The organism is Buttiauxella cochleicola (assembly GCF_021282405.1).
In the GTDB taxonomy this organism is placed as follows: domain Bacteria; phylum Pseudomonadota; class Gammaproteobacteria; order Enterobacterales; family Enterobacteriaceae; genus Buttiauxella; species Buttiauxella massiliensis.
Genome location: NZ_JAJSOU010000003.1, coordinates 338,766 through 357,468, shown reverse-complemented (window position 1 = coordinate 357,468; position 18,703 = coordinate 338,766). Strand labels below are relative to the sequence as shown.

The window sequence follows — 18,703 nt, the reverse complement described above, 5'->3', positions numbered from 1 at the left end:
TTATTTCACCTCAACATCTGGCAAAGGTGCACGTGCGATAAACTTCTGTACGGTGTCCCTGTCTGCTGTGGCGGCAAGCGCTCCTTTTTGCATCGTGACCAACGCGCCACAGGCGCTTGCCTGGGCTAATGCCTGCTTAAGTTGGGTGAGATTTTGTGGCAGTTGCTCAATTGCAATATGCGCCAGCAGACCAGCAACAAAGGCATCTCCGGCCCCGGTGGTGTCGACACTCTCAACGTTATAACCGCTGAAATGAATAACCTGATTTTGCCATAATACCTTGGCCCCTTGCGCCCCGAAGGTAATTACTTTGATGGCAGCCGGAAGCGCCTTTAACGCGTTGACTGCCGCAGTATACTGATGGGTGCCAGCAAGCCAGTACCACTCTTCTTCTGACAATTTAAGAATATCGGCCTGCATGGCGAAATGGCGCACAGCAGACAGCATTTGCTGCCTGTCGGGCCACATCTGCTCGCGTAAATTAACATCAAAACTTAGCAGCCCACCCGCTTGCTTAATCTTCCCTATTGCTCGCGTGAGTGTTTCACGGCAGCCTTCTGCCACCAGCGCCAACGAACAAAAGTGCAAAATATCTGCGCCAAACTCCGGCAGTGTCTCCGCGGTGATGAACTGATCGGCTGACGGGTTGACCAAAAACGTAAATTCGCGCTCGCCGCCTTCGGCCAAAGAAACCAACACCGTGCTGGTACGATGCACAGAGTCTGTCTGCATATGTTGGGTGTCCACGCCGTAATCAACCAGCGTGCGCTGCAAATATGTGCCAAATGTATCGTCCCCGACCCGGCCGATAAAACCACTCTGGCAACCCAGCCGTGCGCACCCCACCGCAACGTTAACCGGGGCGCCGCCTGCGCAGGCGCGATATTGCATGTCCGCAAGTGGTAGCAGATCCACAACCGCATCACCATATGTCCAGATATTCATGACTGCTCCTTAAAAAATCGTCACGCGTTAAAACAAGTATTTAAAACGCAGGCGTGCGCCATAACGTGGTTGATCATCACCTTCTTCTTGTGCTGTAGAATTAAGCCAGGAAGCATAAGCACCGAGGTAAATATTGAAATTGGGCATATCCATAATATTGGGCAATTGCCAGGAGGTATGGATTGTATGGATATCGTAATTGCCAGGGGCCAGGATCGCGCATTCGTTACCACACTCACTGTTCAATCCGGAAATATTGAAGTCAGAAATTTTGTTATGTGCATAGATATAACCTAACTCAACACGATGCCAGAGCGCATTAATCCCGGTGCTAAAGTCTTTTTCGTCTTCTGCATTCATATAAGCGGTATTAAGATTTACTACCACACCCTCTTGCGGATTGTTTTTCAATGTATTCCAGCTCATTGTTAAACCATACCCTGTACGCCCGGATTGATCGTGCCAGGTTCCGGCAGCATCTTTATAGCCGTAGGCGTTGTTAATAAGGTTTGTTTCCATAGCCGCCGCCATAGAATAGTCTCCTGAACGCCAGGCAATAACCGGGCGGACGTAAACCACATTTTTTTGATTATCGAGTTCCGTTCCATGATAACGCTGGTCGACATACAGTGAACTGCCATCTTCTACCAGCGTATTCACTTCCATATACCAGTTATCTAACGTCTTACTGAACAGCAGATTTCCCCCGCTGTTACTACGCCCTCGCGCCTCTTTCATCATATAGATGTACCCATAACCGTCGCTATACAGGTCATTAGCAGTGTTTCCGGAATACTCGATAAAGGTGTCCTGGTTGAGCGGAAACATATCGTAGGCTTCAAAGCGCCCGACCTTTACTAACCAGTCTTGCTGTTGCCCAAAGAAGAATGCCGCATCATCAAGGTTCATTTTCCCGTTCATATCCGCCAGCGGTTGAACAGTAAAACCGGCATATTGGCCATTCGACGAGTGTTGAATACCGTCAACGCCTAACAGAATTCTCCCATTAATATCCCAGCGTTCTTTATCTCCCGGCGCCCAATTTTTATTAGCGCTGGTTTTCACCGAAGTTAAACTGCCGGTACGGCTGGCGCCATCAAGATTAAATTCCACGTCGCCATAGAACTTTAATTCCGAGTTATTATTTAAAGCCAGTTTAGGTGTGGGTTTTTGTTCTACCGAAATTATTTTATTTTCATTTTCTGTGGTGGGCACTTGTTTTAATGTTGCAATTTCCGACTCTGCTTTATCAGCGCGTTTTTCAGCATCCTGTAAGCGTTGTTCAAGCAAAGCAAAACGTTGTTCAATGGTTAACGGTGATTGTGAAAAACCCGAGGTAGAATATAAACCGGCGCAGAGCACCGACCCGATTATTATTTTCATCGATTATTCCTTTATAATTTTAATAATGCCGAAGTGCTATACCGCGGAAATAATTACCGCGGCATTTATTTATCCCTATTTATTCTAAATGCCAGGCTCCACATTCAACGAATTCGGCACTTCCTGACCAGGCAAAGAGACTCAACAGGCGTGACTGCGGATATATCCTGCTGCTCAGACAAGCTTCACCGTCATTGACGAACACTTCTACCGATGAACTGTCAAAAAACACCCGAAGTTTCAACGTTGCTGCATTGGGGAGTGGGATGCTCCGTTGCCCACAGAGACCGAACTCCGGGTAATTGCGCTCCAGAACCAATCGTTGTGCCTGGTTATCGACATACAGGCGCATACCGTCCTCCAGCGCCATGCCGTATTGCTCTGCATCGCAGGCGGCCAGTTCCCACTGCAAAATGACTTCTGTGGTTTCACAGTTATTCATCACCGGTAGCGTTTTGTTGCTCAGGGTGCTGACAGGCCAACTGAACCAGCTCTGGCGTAGGTTTTCCAGCTCTCTGGCAGGGCGCATTTGCAGGCGATTATCGGCAGTGAGTGTCAATTCACGTGGTAGCGTCAGCATGCCTGCCCAGCCGTCTTGTTGTTCCGGCATCGGGGATTCCCACATGGCCATCCAACCCATGACGATGCGGCGGCCATCCGGGGCAAGAAAACTTTGCGGCGCATAGAAATCGTGCCCGTGGTCCATCTCCTGGAACGTGCTCTGTTGCACGAAAGTCGCACCCGGTTGCCACTGACCAACCAGATAACCACTCTGAAATAAGTTACGATTTTCATAACCCTGAGCCGCCATACCCTGTGGCGAGAACATCAGGATCTGTTTGCCGTTAAGAGTGAAGAAGTCCGGGCATTCCCACATGAAGCCCATGCCCTCGCCCGCTTCGGCCAGCACACCCTCTTCTTTCCAGCGTCGTAAGCACTCGGAACGGTAGAGCCTGACCTGCCCGGTATCACCCACGCGCGCGCCCACCACCATGTACCATGCATCTTCTTCCTGCCACACTTTCGGGTCGCGGAAATGATGCAGACCCGCAGGGGTGTCAATCACCTGGCCCTGACGGGAAAATTCGATGCCATCTTTGCTGGTTGCCAGGCACTGCACCTGGTAGAGGTTGTTGTCATTGGTTGGATCACCGTGAAATTTATGGCCGGTGTAAATCAATGCCAGTTCATCAGCATTCACCACCGCAGAACCCGAGAAACAGCCATCTTTGTCTTCCGGCCCAACCGGTGCCAGCGCCACCGGCAAATGTTCCCAGTGCAGCATATCGCGGCTGCGCGCATGCCCCCAGTGCATCGGCCCCCATTTCGTGGAGTAAGGATGATGTTGATAAAACGCGTGATACCACCCGTCAAACCAAACCAAGCCGTTGGGGTCATTCATCCAACCCGCTCGCGGAGCAAGGTGGTAGCGTGGATACCAGCGCATGTTCAGTTGGTCTTGTTTTTCGTTCAGCGCCTTCTCGGCATTAGCAATCAATAACGTCATGACAACTCACTCTTGGGTAATTCAAATGGTGGAAGGTTGCGACAGCAGCCCGTCGGATGAGGACTTATTGCCTCGCAAAAAGAAAATCGAAAGAAAAGTGGTACAGAACACCATCAGCCCCATGATTAGATAAGACTGGGCAAATCCGTATTTTTCATAGCTGTAGCCCGCAAGCGGCGACAGGAAGGCCGCAATCACTGAGCTGGTGCAGGCAAAGCCCACCAGATAGAGCGTTGATGAGAGGCGTTTATCAAAATTGAGGCTGTTGTATTTGAAGATCGAGACCAGCAGGATAGGCAACTCCACCGCGTGCAGGAGTTTAGTTATCGAGATAAGAACCGGCCCTTCCACCAACCCGGATGCGACCATTCTTAATGCCATGACCATGCCGGCAAAGATCAGCCCATTCTTCGCGCCAATGCGATTCACTAACCAGGGGGCGCAGAACATTCCTGCCGCTTCCAGAAACACCTGGAATGAATTGAGGTAGCCAAACATCGCGTTGCCTTCACGCAAAGTGGCAAATTGTGAAGCGAAATAGACCGGGAACTGCTGGTCGTAAACGCCGTAAATACAGGTGCCCACGACGAAGAAGATCAGCGCCCGGAATTTTGGCAGGGTGATTAAGCGCAAAGCATCTGCGATCTTCACTTTTTCTGCACCCAGTTCGACTGTTTCCAGACTCGCAGCCGTATTGACTTTTAACTGTATCAACAGGAAAAAGAACACTAACCCTGAGCAAGAAGCGACGAGGAAGTTAAGTTTAGGGTTGATATTAAACAGCAAACCGGCAAAGAACGTCGCCACCGCCCAGCCCAGTGATCCCCACATGCGGGCTTTGCCAAATTCAAATGTGCTCTGGCGTGCCACCCTTTCGGTATAAGACTCCAGAACGCCAATCCCGCCATTGAAGGTTAAACCGATAAACAGGCCGCCAAAAACGCTCCCCAGCAGAATATTCACGCTAAGCAGGTAGCCAAAAATCAAATAGGCCGGGCCAGATAGAATCAGCAATGCGGTGATGTACCACAGCAGGTTCTTCCTTAACCCTAGCCTGTCCTGAATGAAGCCGTAACAAACCTGCGCGCAGAGTGCCGAAACCGAAAGCACCGAGAAAATAATGCCGGTGTCAGTAGCTTTTAAACCCACTTCCTGGTGTAACCAGATAGAAAGTAACGAGCTGGAAGAGGACCAACTGACGAAAAAGAAGAACAGTAACGCGCTTAATAACGGATAACTGCGGGAGTGATGTTTTTTCATCAAAGCAATCTCATGTAGGGTCAATGATGAAATGATAACGTTAACATTAACGAAATCTCATGAAGTTTAGCGATGAGACATGATGTTAATCACATAAGTTAACGTTAACATGATATGTTTGAGATCGTGATCAAATTTTCATGTCGATGGCAGGGATGTATTACAGCGACTCGTCCCCCAAAATATCGCGTCAGCCTTTTACATCACAATCTGAGTTGTATAGCCTGATGCACAAAGGGCTCGGGTTGAAATTTCTCTTATCAGGATAGGTACTTATGGCATCGCTTAAAGATGTGGCCAAACTTGCAAATGTCTCATTGATGACGGTGTCACGTGCATTAAACAACCCGGAACGGCTTAAACCCGACACCCTGACACGCGTTCAGGCTGCTATCAGCCAGCTGAATTATGTGCCCGACTTGTCTGCTAAAAAGATACGCGGTGCCCGGGCAACGCCCGACACCATCGGTGTGCTGGCGCTCGATACGGTCACCACGCCTTTTTCTGTTGAGATTACCTTATCGATTGAAGAAACGGCCCGGGCTCACGGCTGGAACAGTTTTGTGGTGAACATGTTTTCCGATGATAGCCCGGAGACGATGGTCGATTTGCTGCTGTCACACCGCCCCGGCGGCATTATCTACACCACGATGGGGCTGCGCCAGGTCCCTATACCACCAAAGTTACTCACCCTTCCCTGTGTACTGGCCAACTGTGAAAGCTTGCACGACCCGGTTGCCAGCTACATTCCTGACGACGAACAAGGGCAATATGAGGGGGTGAAAGCGTTACTGACCGCAGGATACCGGCAGCCATTGTGCCTGCATTTGCCCTCTCAACATCTGGCCACGATTCGCCGGCGTAAGGGACTAGAGCACGCTTGCCGTGAAATGGGCGTAAACCCGGATCATTTGATTCACCATTACATGGAATTGGGCGATGAACATTACCGCGACATTCCGGCAATGGTTGAAGCCCATATGCCTGATGGAAAACCCCGCTTTGATTCGGTGGTGTGCGGTAACGACCGCATCGCATTTATGGTTTACCAGGTACTGCTCTCCAGAGGCATCCGCATTCCGCAAGATGTGGCTGTGCTGGGTTATGACAATATGGTGGGAATTGGCGATCTGTTTCTCCCACCGTTGTCGACAGTACAACTTCCCCATTACGACATTGGCCGTCTGAGCGCACTGCATATCATCAATGGGGATACCCACCGCGATACCGTGCGCGTCAATAGCCCGTGGCTGCTACGGAATTCTATCTAATCTAAAGGTCACGCAATGGATGTTGTAGGGTGGATAAACGTTATCGTCATCCACCGTTTGAACCCTTCGCTTATCTGACATGCATTAGCGCAGGCGGTACTTCATAATCAAGATGGGTAGAGCAAACAGCAATGTCAGAAGATTCGCCGCGCTAATAGCCAGGTCATTGATTAATAGCCCATAAAAAAACCACATCATCAACCCACAAACAAACATCGCATACATCAGGCCGGAGATGCCTTGCGTGTTGCGTGTGGAAATCACTTTCACCGCCTGCGGCAAAAATGACAACGTCGTCAGGCTTGCCGCCATATAACCAATTACAGATACCCATTCCATGATTACGCCTTCGCGTCTGAAGTTTTCGCCATGCTGATGCTAACGGGTTGGGGCTCTACAGGCGCTGTAGATTTACGGTACTTATCCAACAGGTGGATCTGTATTTTTCTCAGCATATCGCCATTCAGTTTGTAGAGGCGGAAGTAGAAAACCAAGGTTATCAGGAAGAAGACCGCAGGTAGCGCAATCATGATGAACTGCATACCGGCGACGGTGCTTTCAGACTGTGCCACATTAGGTACATAACCAATGATGCCAAGGACCAGAGCGATGAAGAATGCAGCAAATGCCGAGCCCCCTTTTACCACCAGCGTTTGCACCGAATAGGCAATGCTTTCGCAACGAACATTGAGTTTATACTCGCCATAATCCACGGTGTCCGCCACCATAATGACCTGTAGCACCCAGAACAACGCCGTCCCTACGTTGAGCAAAATTCCCGCAATGGAAATCAACCACACATTGTGATACCCCGCCAGCGCTATCCAGAGCAGTACCCCGCCACCAAGAATCGGCAATACCGATGCACCCGCCCACAGTAAGCGGCGTGACAACGCTTTTACCAGCCGAGGGAACAGAATCAGGGTTAACAGGTTTGCCGCCCCTGCGTAAGACATGTAATACGGGAAGAGGCTGGCGTCACCGATAACGTAGGTGAAGTAATAAATCGCAAATCCGGAAATAATGTTTGATGCGATGTTGTAAGCCAGCGCCATACCCAGCAGGCAAGAGAGCTGATCGTTTTTATAGATCAGCCCCACGATGGCTTTTAAGCTGATGCGGCTACTGTCTGCGGTTGCGTCACTGTCTGATGAGTAGACCTCTTTTACGTTGCGCAGCGTGATGAGGGTTGAAGCAATGAAGAAGGCTATCAACACCAGTGTAAACATCTGGAAGCCGAAACCACGGTCTTCGCCGCCGACATAGCTGACGAACGGTAGCGTAATGCCTGCGGTGATAAACCCGGACAAACTGGCAAAGAAACGTGGAAACGGCACCAATTGTTCGCGTTCACGTTTATCCAGGGTAATGGTAGGCACCATCGACCAGAATGGAATGTCCATGATGGTGTAGGTCATGCCCCATAAGATATAGGTCACGCAGACGAACACTAACTGCGTTGTGCCTTCAAACAGATGCGCACTGAACAGTAAAAACAGCACAATCGAGTTGGCAATCGTCCCCACCAGGATCCACGGCTTAAATTTCCCCCAGCGGCTACGTGTACTGTTGACTATCCAGCCCATGATCGGGTCGTTGATAGCATCCCAAATCCTTGCGACTAAAAACAGCGTGCCCACCACGCCCACCGATAAACCTACAATATCGGTGTAGTAATACATCAGGTACATGTAAACGATGCCAATAGCGAAATCTTTACCGAACGCCCCAAATCCATAACTGAGTTTTGTTGTAATTGATATGCTCATATAGGGTACCGGGTCACTGTTACCAGTGCCCTCCTTCTGTTATTAGATATGCGAGAAGCCGGGCCTCACGCCCGGCGTACTGAATTATGCGCGATGAAGCCAGGCCGGTAACCAATCACCGTGTGCAGCAATCAGGTCATCAACCAGGGCATAAATCTCTTCGATGCCGAGTACGGCTGAAGTATGAGGGTCAAGCAGCGTAGCGTGATAAACCCGGTCGCGATTTTCTGTCAAAATCGCTTCGGTCAGTAAGGTCTGAACATTCACATTAGTTTGCATAAGTGCAGCCAGATGCGACGGCAGTGTGCCAACACGGGTCGGTTGAATTCCGTTAGCATCCACCAGGCACGCCACTTCAACACAGCAGCCCTGCGGCAGGTTGTCGATAAGGTTATCGTTGCGCACGTTGCCATAGATAACACTCGGCTCGCCGGTCCACAGCGCGTTCATAATGGTGCTGGCATATTCACGAGATGGCTTGATATCGATGCTTTCTGCCGTTTTGTACTCTTCAAGCTCCTTGCGCCAGTTAGCCAGTTGCTCAACACAACGTTTTGGGTACTCATCCAACGGGACTTTATAACGCTCAATCAGGTCTTCGCGCCCGGGCTTAATAAACCACGGCGTATATTCCGCAAAGTGCTCAGAAGATTCAGTTACGAAATAGCCCAGCTTTTTAAACATCTCGTAGCGGACGATATTTTCACAGCGTGGATTACCATGCAGGTTAGGCTTCGGCGCTTCCCCACTTTCGTAGGCTCGCAGCAGATCCGGATAAATACTGACGTACTCGCCCTGCTCATTTTTTTTCTCAAGCGAGAGATAAAACGCCATATGGTTGATACCGGCGCTGCGATAGCGCAACGAAGCCGGATCGAGCGATAAATCACGCGCTAACTCTTCAGCCGTGCCCTGCACCGAGTGGCACAGCCCCACTTGTTTAATCTGCGGGTAGCGCGCGTACATCGCCCAGGTGTTCATCGCCATCGGGTTCACGTAGTTAAGCATCGTGGCATCGGGGCAGACTTGTGTCATATCTTCACATATCTGCCATAAATGCGGGATGGTACGCAGGGCACGCATAATGCCGCCGGGGCCTAACGTATCAGCAATGGTTTGTTCCAGTCCGTGCTGTTTACAGACAGCGAAGTCCGTGACGGTGCAGGGTTCGTACCCGCCAATCTGGAAAGCGACTACCACGAAATCGGCATCCTGAAGGGCTTGTTTCTGGTCGGTATGACAGGTGATTTTTCCGCAGGCACCTGCTGAATCCATCAGTTTGCGTACCACAATGTGCGACTCTTCCAGACGCGTCTCATCAATATCCATCAAGGCGATATGGGCCGATTTCAGCGCCGGACGATGAAAAACATCTCCGAGAATATTTTTTACAAAAATCGTCGAGCCTGCGCCGATAAAGGTAATTTTGGGTGCTGACATTTTCTTTCTCCGTGGCATACGTGGCATGAGTGAACCCCGCTAGCCTGGCACGCCAGGTGCCCGTTCTCCTCCCTCTTCCTCGCTTAGCATTCCGGAAAGCTCAGATTGGTTTCACCCCGCGCTTAAATCTGAGTTTTCCGGAGTTTTTTACCAGGAAAGCAGAGAATACCGGCTTATCGGTTTAAAAACGCACGCTTCTATCGCCAAATTTGTGCCGCTCTCACAGTCACCCAAAGAGTTTTGTGCCAGTATTTCTGACAATTCAGGAAACGGAGAGAACAATGGACATCATCCCAAATTGCCTGCCACCAGACCCGCATATGTGCAGCAGTACCGATAGCAATACGCGCAGCCCTTTGTCGCTCTACTCCGAATACCAACGCATGGATATCGAGCTGCGCAGGCCGCGGAGTATGGAAGCCTGCCACTGGCACGGGCAGGTCGAGGTGAATGTGCCGTTTGATGGCGACGTAGAATATTTGATTAACAATGAAGCGGTGCAGATTAAACAGGGGCATATCACGATATTTTGGGCCTGTACCCCACATCAGCTCACCCGCCCTGGCGACTGCAAGAATATGGCTATCTTTAGTCTTCCCATGCACCTGTTTCTTTCCTGGCCGCTGGACCGGCAGCTTATTAACCATATCACCCACGGCACGGTACTTAAGTCCCTGACCGCACAGCAGCTCAGCCCCTTTGAAGTGCAGCGCTGGCAGGAGGAGATCAAAAGCCCCAACGAACAAATTCGCCAGTTAGCCATCGATGAAATTTGCCTGATGTTCAAGCGTTTTAGCCTGTCGGGTTGGCAGCCGATTCTGGTGAATAAACCCGCCCGTACACGCAGCAGCGGCAACAATGTGTCACGCCATGCGCAATTTTATGTCAGCCAAATGCTGGAATTTATCGGCGAGAATTACGACCAGGCGTTGACCATCGAACAGGTTGCTGAACACGTCAAACTCAACCCGAATTATGCAATGGGTATATTCCAGCGTGTGATGCAGCTCACCATGAAGCAATACATCACGGCGATGCGCATTAACCATGTACGGGCACTTCTTAGTGATACGGACAAGTCGATTCTGGATATTGCCCTCACCGCTGGGTTCCACTCCAGCAGCAGTTTCTACAGCACATTTAACAAATATGTCGGGATGTCGCCGCAGAATTATCGCAAGCTGCGCCAGTTAAGAGGTGCCGGCTAATCAGCCGGGGCGCTTAAAAATTATGCGCTTACGTCCAGTTTTAGTTGGTAAAGGGGTCTGACGCTCAGTTGTACGAAAACTCACGTTAAGGGTAAAGGCAGCGTTACAAAATCGTCTCCCAGGAGGCTATGTTTCATAGTGTGAAGACTAATTGCCGCTAATCACTTTACAGAAGATAATGATTATTGAGTCCGGATTTAGGTTGTAGGGCGCAATCTGGTTGCGGAATTAATGATCATTTTTATGAAGTGGAATACTAAATCTGGCCCCCTGAATCGAGGCGATATCATCGCATCATAGTCAAGACAAGTGACACAATGTCCAGAAATAGCAGACGTAATTTTAGCCCAGAGTTCAGACTTGAGGCTGCCCAGTTAGTTATTGATCAGCACTACACCGTTACCACAACGGTTACAGCAATGAAATTAGTTTTCTTATCCTCCAAAAGCCCCCCTTCTTAGACTATTCGCAACCAATTCAATCCAGATCAAATTTCAAGGGATCATCGTTGTACACAGAGTGCCAATTTAGGGATAGTACCGACAGCGTATCCTGTTTTTAATTGGCAAAACGGTGGTTATGATGAATATCTATGAAGAGCAGTATCAATTATTAAAGCAAAATGGCGCGCAGGCGTGGGCTGGTAAAGGTTATAAGCGAGCTCATCAACAATTAACTGTCATTCTGCAAGAATTAAAACAACGTAGTATCCTACCCTCCCCCGGAGCTTCGTTTCTGGAATTAGGCTGTGGAAATGGTGCAATGTCTTCCCAATATATGGCAGAGCATGGCTATGAAGTATCCGGTGTTGATATTTCACAAACCGCAATTGAGTGGGCAATAGAGCGATTTTTGACACTTGGGCTTAAAGGGCATTTTACCCAAGGCGATGTCTGCCATCTTAAGCAGCTGGAAGAAGAGATCAGCAATCAGGGATTCTCTATCATTTATACCGACCTGAATCATAATCCATGGTGGGATCATGCCACTATTTGTTGTAAGCCATCACAGGAATGATGATGTGTTAAAAATCAAGCCATCTCATTCAATTCAATCAATTTCCCGCGGTAAAATTTTATATCTCCTGAGCCTTCTAGCTCTCTTACAACCTTCTGAACGGCACTCCTCGATATATTATTTCTGGAAAGAATAAAATTGTACACAGAAGTTGTGTGTCTTTCTGGTTCACCTAAAGCCCAAATTTCCTTCAAATGTTCAACAACGATTTCCCTGGCTGATGATTTATGAATTAGTTTTCCTTTAGGCATGCAGATATATAAATACTTTCTGATTATAAAAAAAGCATCTTGCCATAAATTATTCTCTGTAAATAAATCAAAAGCAATATTCGAATCAAGTATCCACATAGAACATTCGCTTTTACACTGAATGAAATGTGTCAGCCCAATATCATGTATATGCCCAAGCCCAATAACTGCGGGCGCTTTAATAGAGTTAGTCAGTAGCCCATCTTCAATACGATGAATAGTAACAATGCCCGATTTAAGGAATGCAACCTGATTATCCTGAATAAGGTCTACGTGCTGCCCCTTTTTTCTAAGTGCAAAAAATGCATATTTACATTTTTCTATCTCTTCACCGACTACTTTTACTGAGTGCGAGATATCCCTTCGACTGTTCATATTATAAGTGCCCTATTAATACCTTCTGGATTAATTTAAAGTATTACTTCTTCAATTGGCACTGGCTTACCCGTGTGGTATCCCTGTAACCAATCTACACCTATTCTTATTAGCTCTTGCTTGATCTCTTCATTTTCAACAAATTCTGCAACGACCTGCATTTTTTTGATTTTAGCAACGGTGCAGAAAGATCTAACTAAAAAGTGATTTAAGTCATCATGAAGAATCTTGCGGATAAAAGACCCATCTATCTTAAGAATATCAGCTTCTATTTCTTCCAGGCGAGAATAGCTGGAGCAACCGGTACCAAAGTCATCAATGGCTATCTTGCAACCAAGACTGCGCATCTTTTCAAGCTTTAAAGCGACTACTTTAGTATCAATAATGTCCGTTTCGACGATTTCAAAAATAATTCTGCCCGGTGATATTTCATACTTCTTGAATAGCACCGTCAAATGGTTAATAAAATAGATATGATGAAGCATCCGTGGGGCTAAATTAATACTAAATTTACTTTCAGATTTTGATTCATCAAGTGACTGTATAAATCTGAATGTTTGTTCAATAACAGTCATATCTAACTGAGCAAGAATCCCAGCTTGTTCTGCAATAGGAAGAAATGCGTCAGGAAATAAGAGCTTTCCATCTTTGTTTCTGATCCTAATAAGGACTTCATGATAGTATAAATCTGTACGTGATGAGATTACAGGTTGAGCCATGTTCAATATGTACAAAAAAACATCCGTGTGAGAGTAAGCCTCGCTTTAACATCATGATGTTAATTGCAGCTCCTTTTCATAGGTTGAAACATTATTAGAGCAATGATGATTTTCTTTCAGGACCTGGCATAATTTTTCAACTGGTAACGGACGCCAGAAAAGGAACCCTTGTGCCAGTTCGATACCAACAGAGCGAACCTGGGCAAGTTCCTGGTCTGTTTCAATCCCTTCAATAAGAACCTGGCGCAGCTCATCTTCAGTTTCAACACCTTCAATAACAAGATTGCAGTGCGTGAGTCGGCACAGTCTGGTGACTTGTTTTAAAAACTGCAGCCCACCATTTTCAGCTAGCCCCTGCACAAGTGAACGATCAAGCTTTATCTTGTCGAGCGGATATCGTGTCAGATAATTCAGTGTCGAGTACCCGGCTCCAAAATCATCAAGAGCAATACGAATCCCCATTGATTTTAATTTTGTCAGCACCGAGGCCACATTTACCGGGTCGATAACAGCTTGTGACTCTGTAATTTCCATCTCAAGAGTCCAGCCTGGAGGTAAAGGTTTTTCCAGCACTTGGGATATCACTTTAAATAATCTCTTGTCCAGCAGTGTCTGCGCCGAGACATTGACCGACAGAGTCATTTCATTAAATTCTTGAAGATGATGATGTAGATAATTAACAGATTGCTCGATAACCCAGAAATCTATATCTGCCATCGCTTTGAGGCGATCATAATATTGTAGGAAAGTAGGTGGCGTAATTTTACCATCTTCACCCTGATGGCGGATTAATGCCTCAACCCCAATAATGCGACGGTCGGAGATCCGTACCTGAGGCTGAAAATAAAGAATGAAATGACCACTCGATTGTAAGTGTTGCACCTTGCTCAGTGCATCAAGATAAGATTTTTCTTCGGACTGCAGCGTATGCCCAGGAACCAGGTCTAAATTTGTTGGTGGTAAAAACAAATTCAACTCAGGGGTTTTTAGTTTGCTAATAGACCATTTTCTAACAAATGGTGTGTAGATAAGCGCGCTTACGCCAATAATAACGATATTCAGTATAATGGCGGAGACCGATCCCCCAGTGGCAAGCCAGGTGCTCAAAATAGGTGGAACGCTCCAGTTTACCGCTTCAGAAACCGGGGGCACCAGATGCCAGACAGTTGCAGTGTACGCTATTGTATAGGACACAGCTGGCACCAGAACAAAAGGGATAATCAGCAAGGGGTTCATGACTATCGGCAAGCCAAAGATTAATGGTTCATTCACATTAAACAGCGACAGCGGAAGCGATAAGCCAAGCAAATTCCTGTGCGGAGATTTTTTATTCAACAATATGCATAGCAACATTCCCAGGGTATTTCCTGTGCCACCCATGGTGCACCAGATATTATAAAAAACGGGGCTAATAATATTTAGCTGCCCTTGCCCTGCATGCCAGGCAGCAATATTGCTATTCATTTCGGCAATAAACCCGGCATCAATATCGGCACAAATAAAATACCCATGAATACCAAAGAACCACGGTATGCAGCGAAGAACAATATAAATCAACCCATCGATGAAGTTATCAGGGTAAGAGTGCAGTAGCGTTTGCGATATTACGGGAAAAATTAAAAGGTAAATGGAGTGGGCTACCACGCCAATAATCAATGTGGAAAAGGTGATAATGAGTACAGAACAGAAGAAAAGAGCTGATGTTTTTCGGCTTTTGCTTTTCAGGAAATCAACTGAATCCACTAAAGCGATAGTTTTTTCCAGCAATAAATTGACCGTAATGCCTGAAAGTAAAGCTAAGGGAACAGTAATATCAAAGAAGAAAAGCTTATCATTACTGATAACCCTGCTAATAAATAGCAAGCTACAGAAATTAATAGTCAAAAAGTGGATAACTGAATAACGATTACGAATTGCCCAATGTAAAGCCATAAAGGCATTTATTGCGATGGGCATAAATTCTGTAAGCGTTTCTTGTAACTGGAACAACTGTACCGAAAAACTCCCCCACCCCAGCTGGTTACAGACGATTGAGCCAACAAGAAGTAATGCACGGATGATGGCAAAGGGGACAATAGCTAAGGAGCTTGCGACAATAGACTTTATAACTCGGTTATTGAATAACAAAATCCGACTGTTGTTGAGCTGATAAATAAAAGTGTTCTGAAACCATGTACTCATCTCAAAAATACTCTTTTTTGGACATTTATTGCCTGACTGAAAACTATATTTATAAAAATTCCGAATATTTCCAAATGCTGAATTTTTTGTATGAGTTATAATTCATCAGAGTTTCTTATTAATTAGTGTTGCCGGAAAGATGCATACATTTTGCTAGTTATGACGCAATGCAAACACAATTGTTAGAGTGGTGTTAGCCAGAAAGCCATTAGCATGCTTAATATATAAACACAGATCGATATAAACGATCAATAAATTAATTTCGATAGATTTAATCAATAGGTCTTATAGATCATTCGCCGGTAATAGATCGATAAAACCTATCAATTTGTTTAGTTATGTGATTAAGTTTTAAAAAAATGTTAATTTGAATTGTGTGGTTTTTTTAATTACAGAAAATTAAATTCGAATAATTACTTCAAGATATTACGGAGGAACGAATGCAGTCTAATAATTAAAAGATCAATAAACGAACAATAGTGTAAGTGTTTGTTACACATATTTATTTGCCGCAAGCACAGTGTTTCAACATTCAACTCAAGTTGGCCGTATTAATTCATTTTGGAAAAATGAATTTACAACTCCTGTCCTGGCAAGCAGGAGAGTTGCTTTTGTAGATCACATTATTATATTGAATTAATAACCTGTGAATGCGCTAGGCATTTTGATTTGAAATAACCAGTACAACATCTTCCACGCAGCCGATTTTTATTTCACTGGTTCTATTTATTTTACTCTTGTCGATAAGCAATAAAGATTGCGCTGCGCGCTTCATGAGTAATGATTTAAATTCCGCATTGTAAGCATTGGAATCCCATAGCACGCCATCCTTATCAACTCCCTCACAAGAGAAAAGAAACAGATCGATATCCAGTTCTTTAAGTTGGGAAATAATTGCAGGATTGACGTAACAAGCATATTTACGTTGTAGCAAGCCACCAGAACTAATGAGCTGTATATTTTTCCATTTTGCCAGTTCCTGGCAAATACGCACACTATTGGTAAAAACAGTGATATCAATATCCGGGAGTTGTTTTGCCAGATACCAACATGTTGAACTTGCATCCAGTGCGATGGTCATTCCAGCACTAATCCACGGTAGTGTCTGGCGCGCAATATCGGCCTTGCTGGCAAAATGGCTTTTGAGGCGAGCGCTAAATGGGTCTCCACTGTCATGAGTGTCGCGCTTGATGCTCTTAGCTCGCCCATGCTGGCGAATGATTTTCCCCTGCGTCTGTAAAGCATTCAGATCACGACGGATGGTTTCTTTACTGACCTTTAATAGCTCGGCGAGATCTTCAGTTGTCAGGGTTTCATGTTGTCGAATGAGTTCTACTATAGCCGCATGGCGCACCGTTTTCACAAGCCCTCTCCTCTACCTGAAACAACCATGCGCCAGTGGCGCATGGCAAAACAAGGAGTCTGAGACTACGGTGTAACCCCTTTTTTTAACAGAATATTCCCGTATTTAGCGGTCTCACCTGTGATGACGATCGCAAATGCCTGCTGCGCTCGTTCATAGAATGCAAAGCGATCAATACGGCTGACCTTATGTTGCGGCTTTTCACCAAATAAAGCCTGCAAATACCGGGTTTCAACACATGGATCTAATTCATCGCCTTCAACTGCCGCCATCATGACGAGCGGGGGCGCGTAACTATCGAGTTCAAATAACGGAATAATTGCGGCCAGTAACTCGCTCACTTTTAAACCATCGGCGCGGATAACATTCGGGCCCATGCTATGGGCAGGAAAATGCGCATCTGAAAAAATGATTTCATCGCCGTGACCCATTTCGGCCAATGTTTTAAGTAGCTGAGGAGAAATTAATGGAGATATGGTTTTTAACATCGTTAAACCTCTTCGAATATTTCGGAGCACTGGCAAGCGAGGTCTCGATATTGCGCGCTTTGCTTGCCTGGATAATAAGACTGGTAGCGATAGTTAACTTGCTGACGTGCTTGTTCTGGTGAGGTGTAAAAGTTGACACCACTCCAGGCAAACATTGCCGCTCCCAGAACGGTGGTTTCCGCATCTTGTAATACTTTGATAGGTAGATTGAGGACATCCGCTTTAATTTGGTTCCACAGTGGGTTTCGGCTCCCTCCCCCAACCAGCAGCAACTCTTGAGCTTTAAAACCGCCGATATCTTCCAGCACTAACAAGTTTTGCTGTAGCTGCCATGAAAGACTCTCTAACGCTGAGCGATAGAAATGACCGCGTTCTGTATGTAGATGCACACCACTCCAGCCTGCCTGCTCGCGCCTGTCGAGAAGTTGGCAGTTCATACGTAAACCTTCGCAGCCTGGTGGGATCGTTTTGGCTTCAGCGATCATCTGCTCATATACAGCAGGCAATGTGCCATCCGGCCAATACAGCTTACGAACCCATTCCAGAACACCGGAGGCCAGCCATTGCAAACCGGGATTAAACAGGCCAGAACAGCTATCAAGCTCACATGTTGAACCTGCAAAACGTGGCAGCAATGAGGTGTTAACCTGCGGGGTGCGTACCATCAGGATTTCCCAGGTTCCAGATGAAAGCACTGGTTGATCTAAACCTGCGCCAGAACCAAACAACGCAAACTGGGTATCATGCCCGGCAGAAATAACCGCTGTTCCCGCTGGTATTCCAAGGCGTTGTGCCATATGAGGTAAGAGATTGCCGATATGCTCGCCTGCGGCGACAAGACGTGGAAACAGCTCTATTGGCAGGCCGGTACGCTGAAAAATAGTCTTGCTGAAGATTTCCTGCCGAACATCTAATAATTGGCTAGTTCCTGCCATCGTGCGGTCGGTCGTGAATTCGCCCGTTAGCCGCTGATTAATCAATGAAGAGATAAATAGCCAGGCGTGCGCTTTTTCCAGCAACTCAGGGCGGTTTTCTTTTAGCCAGATAAGTTTATATAAGGTGTTAAAGCTGAATTGACCGATACCCGAAATAGTTTGTAGCTCACCGGGGGTAATGTAGCGGTCAATTTTTTCCATAATTTCTGACGTGCGGGGGCATTTCCAACTAATTATCGGATAAATGAGCTCCCCTTGAACATCCACCAGCGCGCCATCCACACCAAATGTTGTGACACTCAACGCGTGAATTTTATCGCCTTTGAGCTGCGGAATAATTTGCATACAGCAGTCGGAAAAGCGCTGCAAAATGTCATCGAGCGACCAAATGTGCCATTGGTCATTTTCTTCAGCAGCAAGACTTACATTGGGTAAAGCCGCTTTAGCGACCACATTGCCTTGCGAATCCACGGCAATGGCACGGATGTTAGTGGCGCCACAGTCCAGAATAATCACCACATCACGATTCATGATGCTTCCTTTGATAAGTATAAATGTGCCCCCCTCAAACAAAGGGAGGCGACAAAGGGG

At 46.7% G+C, this 18,703-nt stretch carries 16 protein-coding genes; 3 read left to right on the top strand and 13 right to left on the bottom strand.

Annotated elements, in window-relative coordinates:
• The 4 genes from LVQ79_RS05940 to LVQ79_RS05925 all read right to left on the bottom strand — a co-directional run bounded on the left by LVQ79_RS05940 (nucleotide 1) and on the right by LVQ79_RS05925 (nucleotide 5,098).
• Nucleotides 1–945 carry a PfkB family carbohydrate kinase gene (locus LVQ79_RS05940; protein ID WP_370639830.1) on the bottom strand — a complete coding sequence of 315 codons (945 nt, stop codon included), beginning with the start codon at nucleotides 943–945 and terminating at the stop codon, nucleotides 1–3.
• Nucleotides 946–972: 27 nt separating this feature from the next.
• Nucleotides 973–2,328 carry a carbohydrate porin gene (locus LVQ79_RS05935; protein WP_232864239.1) on the bottom strand — a complete coding sequence of 452 codons (1,356 nt, stop codon included), beginning with the start codon at nucleotides 2,326–2,328 and terminating at the stop codon, nucleotides 973–975.
• A 79-nt stretch (nucleotides 2,329–2,407) separates the two neighbouring features.
• Nucleotides 2,408–3,835: a glycoside hydrolase family 32 protein gene (locus LVQ79_RS05930; protein ID WP_232864238.1), complete on the bottom strand. Its 1,428-nt coding sequence runs from the start codon at nucleotides 3,833–3,835 to the stop codon at nucleotides 2,408–2,410.
• 21 nt (nucleotides 3,836–3,856) lie between these two features.
• Nucleotides 3,857–5,098, bottom strand: a complete 1,242-nt coding sequence (locus LVQ79_RS05925; RefSeq protein WP_232864237.1) for an MFS transporter — start codon at nucleotides 5,096–5,098, stop codon at nucleotides 3,857–3,859.
• Between the two features lie 272 nt (nucleotides 5,099–5,370).
• Between LVQ79_RS05925 and LVQ79_RS05920 the strand changes: the two genes are divergently transcribed.
• The gene (locus LVQ79_RS05920; RefSeq protein ID WP_172893312.1) at nucleotides 5,371–6,366 is read left to right on the top strand and encodes a LacI family DNA-binding transcriptional regulator; all 996 of its coding nucleotides are present in this window, start codon (nucleotides 5,371–5,373) and stop codon (nucleotides 6,364–6,366) included.
• A gap of 84 nt (nucleotides 6,367–6,450) precedes the next feature.
• Here the strand turns inward: LVQ79_RS05920 and LVQ79_RS05915 are convergent, their stop codons facing one another.
• The 3 genes from LVQ79_RS05915 to LVQ79_RS05905 all read right to left on the bottom strand — a co-directional run bounded on the left by LVQ79_RS05915 (nucleotide 6,451) and on the right by LVQ79_RS05905 (nucleotide 9,575).
• A complete protein-coding gene (locus LVQ79_RS05915; RefSeq protein ID WP_232864236.1) occupies nucleotides 6,451–6,705 on the bottom strand; it encodes a SemiSWEET transporter in 255 nt (84 codons plus the stop codon).
• Between the two features lie 2 nt (nucleotides 6,706–6,707).
• Entirely contained in the window at nucleotides 6,708–8,135 is a 1,428-nt protein-coding gene (gene melB / locus LVQ79_RS05910; RefSeq protein WP_232864235.1) for a melibiose:sodium transporter MelB, read from the bottom strand.
• Nucleotides 8,136–8,219: 84 nt separating this feature from the next.
• Nucleotides 8,220–9,575 carry an alpha-glucosidase/alpha-galactosidase gene (locus tag LVQ79_RS05905; RefSeq protein WP_232864234.1) on the bottom strand — a complete coding sequence of 452 codons (1,356 nt, stop codon included), beginning with the start codon at nucleotides 9,573–9,575 and terminating at the stop codon, nucleotides 8,220–8,222.
• Between the two features lie 281 nt (nucleotides 9,576–9,856).
• Here LVQ79_RS05905 and melR point away from each other — a divergent pair, with 281 nt between their 5' ends.
• The gene (gene melR, locus LVQ79_RS05900) at nucleotides 9,857–10,783 is read left to right on the top strand and encodes a transcriptional regulator MelR (RefSeq protein WP_232864233.1); all 927 of its coding nucleotides are present in this window, start codon (nucleotides 9,857–9,859) and stop codon (nucleotides 10,781–10,783) included.
• A 579-nt stretch (nucleotides 10,784–11,362) separates the two neighbouring features.
• Nucleotides 11,363–11,800, top strand: a complete 438-nt coding sequence (locus tag LVQ79_RS05895) for a class I SAM-dependent methyltransferase (RefSeq protein WP_502258307.1) — start codon at nucleotides 11,363–11,365, stop codon at nucleotides 11,798–11,800.
• A gap of 14 nt (nucleotides 11,801–11,814) precedes the next feature.
• Here the strand turns inward: LVQ79_RS05895 and LVQ79_RS05890 are convergent, their stop codons facing one another.
• From LVQ79_RS05890 to fucK, 6 genes are all read right to left on the bottom strand, one after another.
• Nucleotides 11,815–12,426: a helix-turn-helix domain-containing protein gene (locus LVQ79_RS05890; protein WP_232864232.1), complete on the bottom strand. Its 612-nt coding sequence runs from the start codon at nucleotides 12,424–12,426 to the stop codon at nucleotides 11,815–11,817.
• 35 nt (nucleotides 12,427–12,461) lie between these two features.
• On the bottom strand, nucleotides 12,462–13,145 hold the full coding sequence (locus LVQ79_RS05885; protein ID WP_232864231.1) for an EAL domain-containing protein: 684 nt from the start codon (nucleotides 13,143–13,145) through the stop codon (nucleotides 12,462–12,464).
• Between the two features lie 51 nt (nucleotides 13,146–13,196).
• Nucleotides 13,197–15,326, bottom strand: a complete 2,130-nt coding sequence (locus tag LVQ79_RS05880; RefSeq protein WP_232864230.1) for an EAL domain-containing protein — start codon at nucleotides 15,324–15,326, stop codon at nucleotides 13,197–13,199.
• A gap of 655 nt (nucleotides 15,327–15,981) precedes the next feature.
• On the bottom strand, nucleotides 15,982–16,689 hold the full coding sequence (fucR, locus tag LVQ79_RS05875) for an L-fucose operon activator (protein WP_151994880.1): 708 nt from the start codon (nucleotides 16,687–16,689) through the stop codon (nucleotides 15,982–15,984).
• A gap of 65 nt (nucleotides 16,690–16,754) precedes the next feature.
• Entirely contained in the window at nucleotides 16,755–17,177 is a 423-nt protein-coding gene (fucU, locus tag LVQ79_RS05870) for an L-fucose mutarotase (RefSeq protein ID WP_151994879.1), read from the bottom strand.
• 2 nt (nucleotides 17,178–17,179) lie between these two features.
• Nucleotides 17,180–18,643 carry an L-fuculokinase gene (gene fucK / locus LVQ79_RS05865; RefSeq protein ID WP_232864229.1) on the bottom strand — a complete coding sequence of 488 codons (1,464 nt, stop codon included), beginning with the start codon at nucleotides 18,641–18,643 and terminating at the stop codon, nucleotides 17,180–17,182.
• Nucleotides 18,644–18,703: the final 60 nt, after the last annotated feature.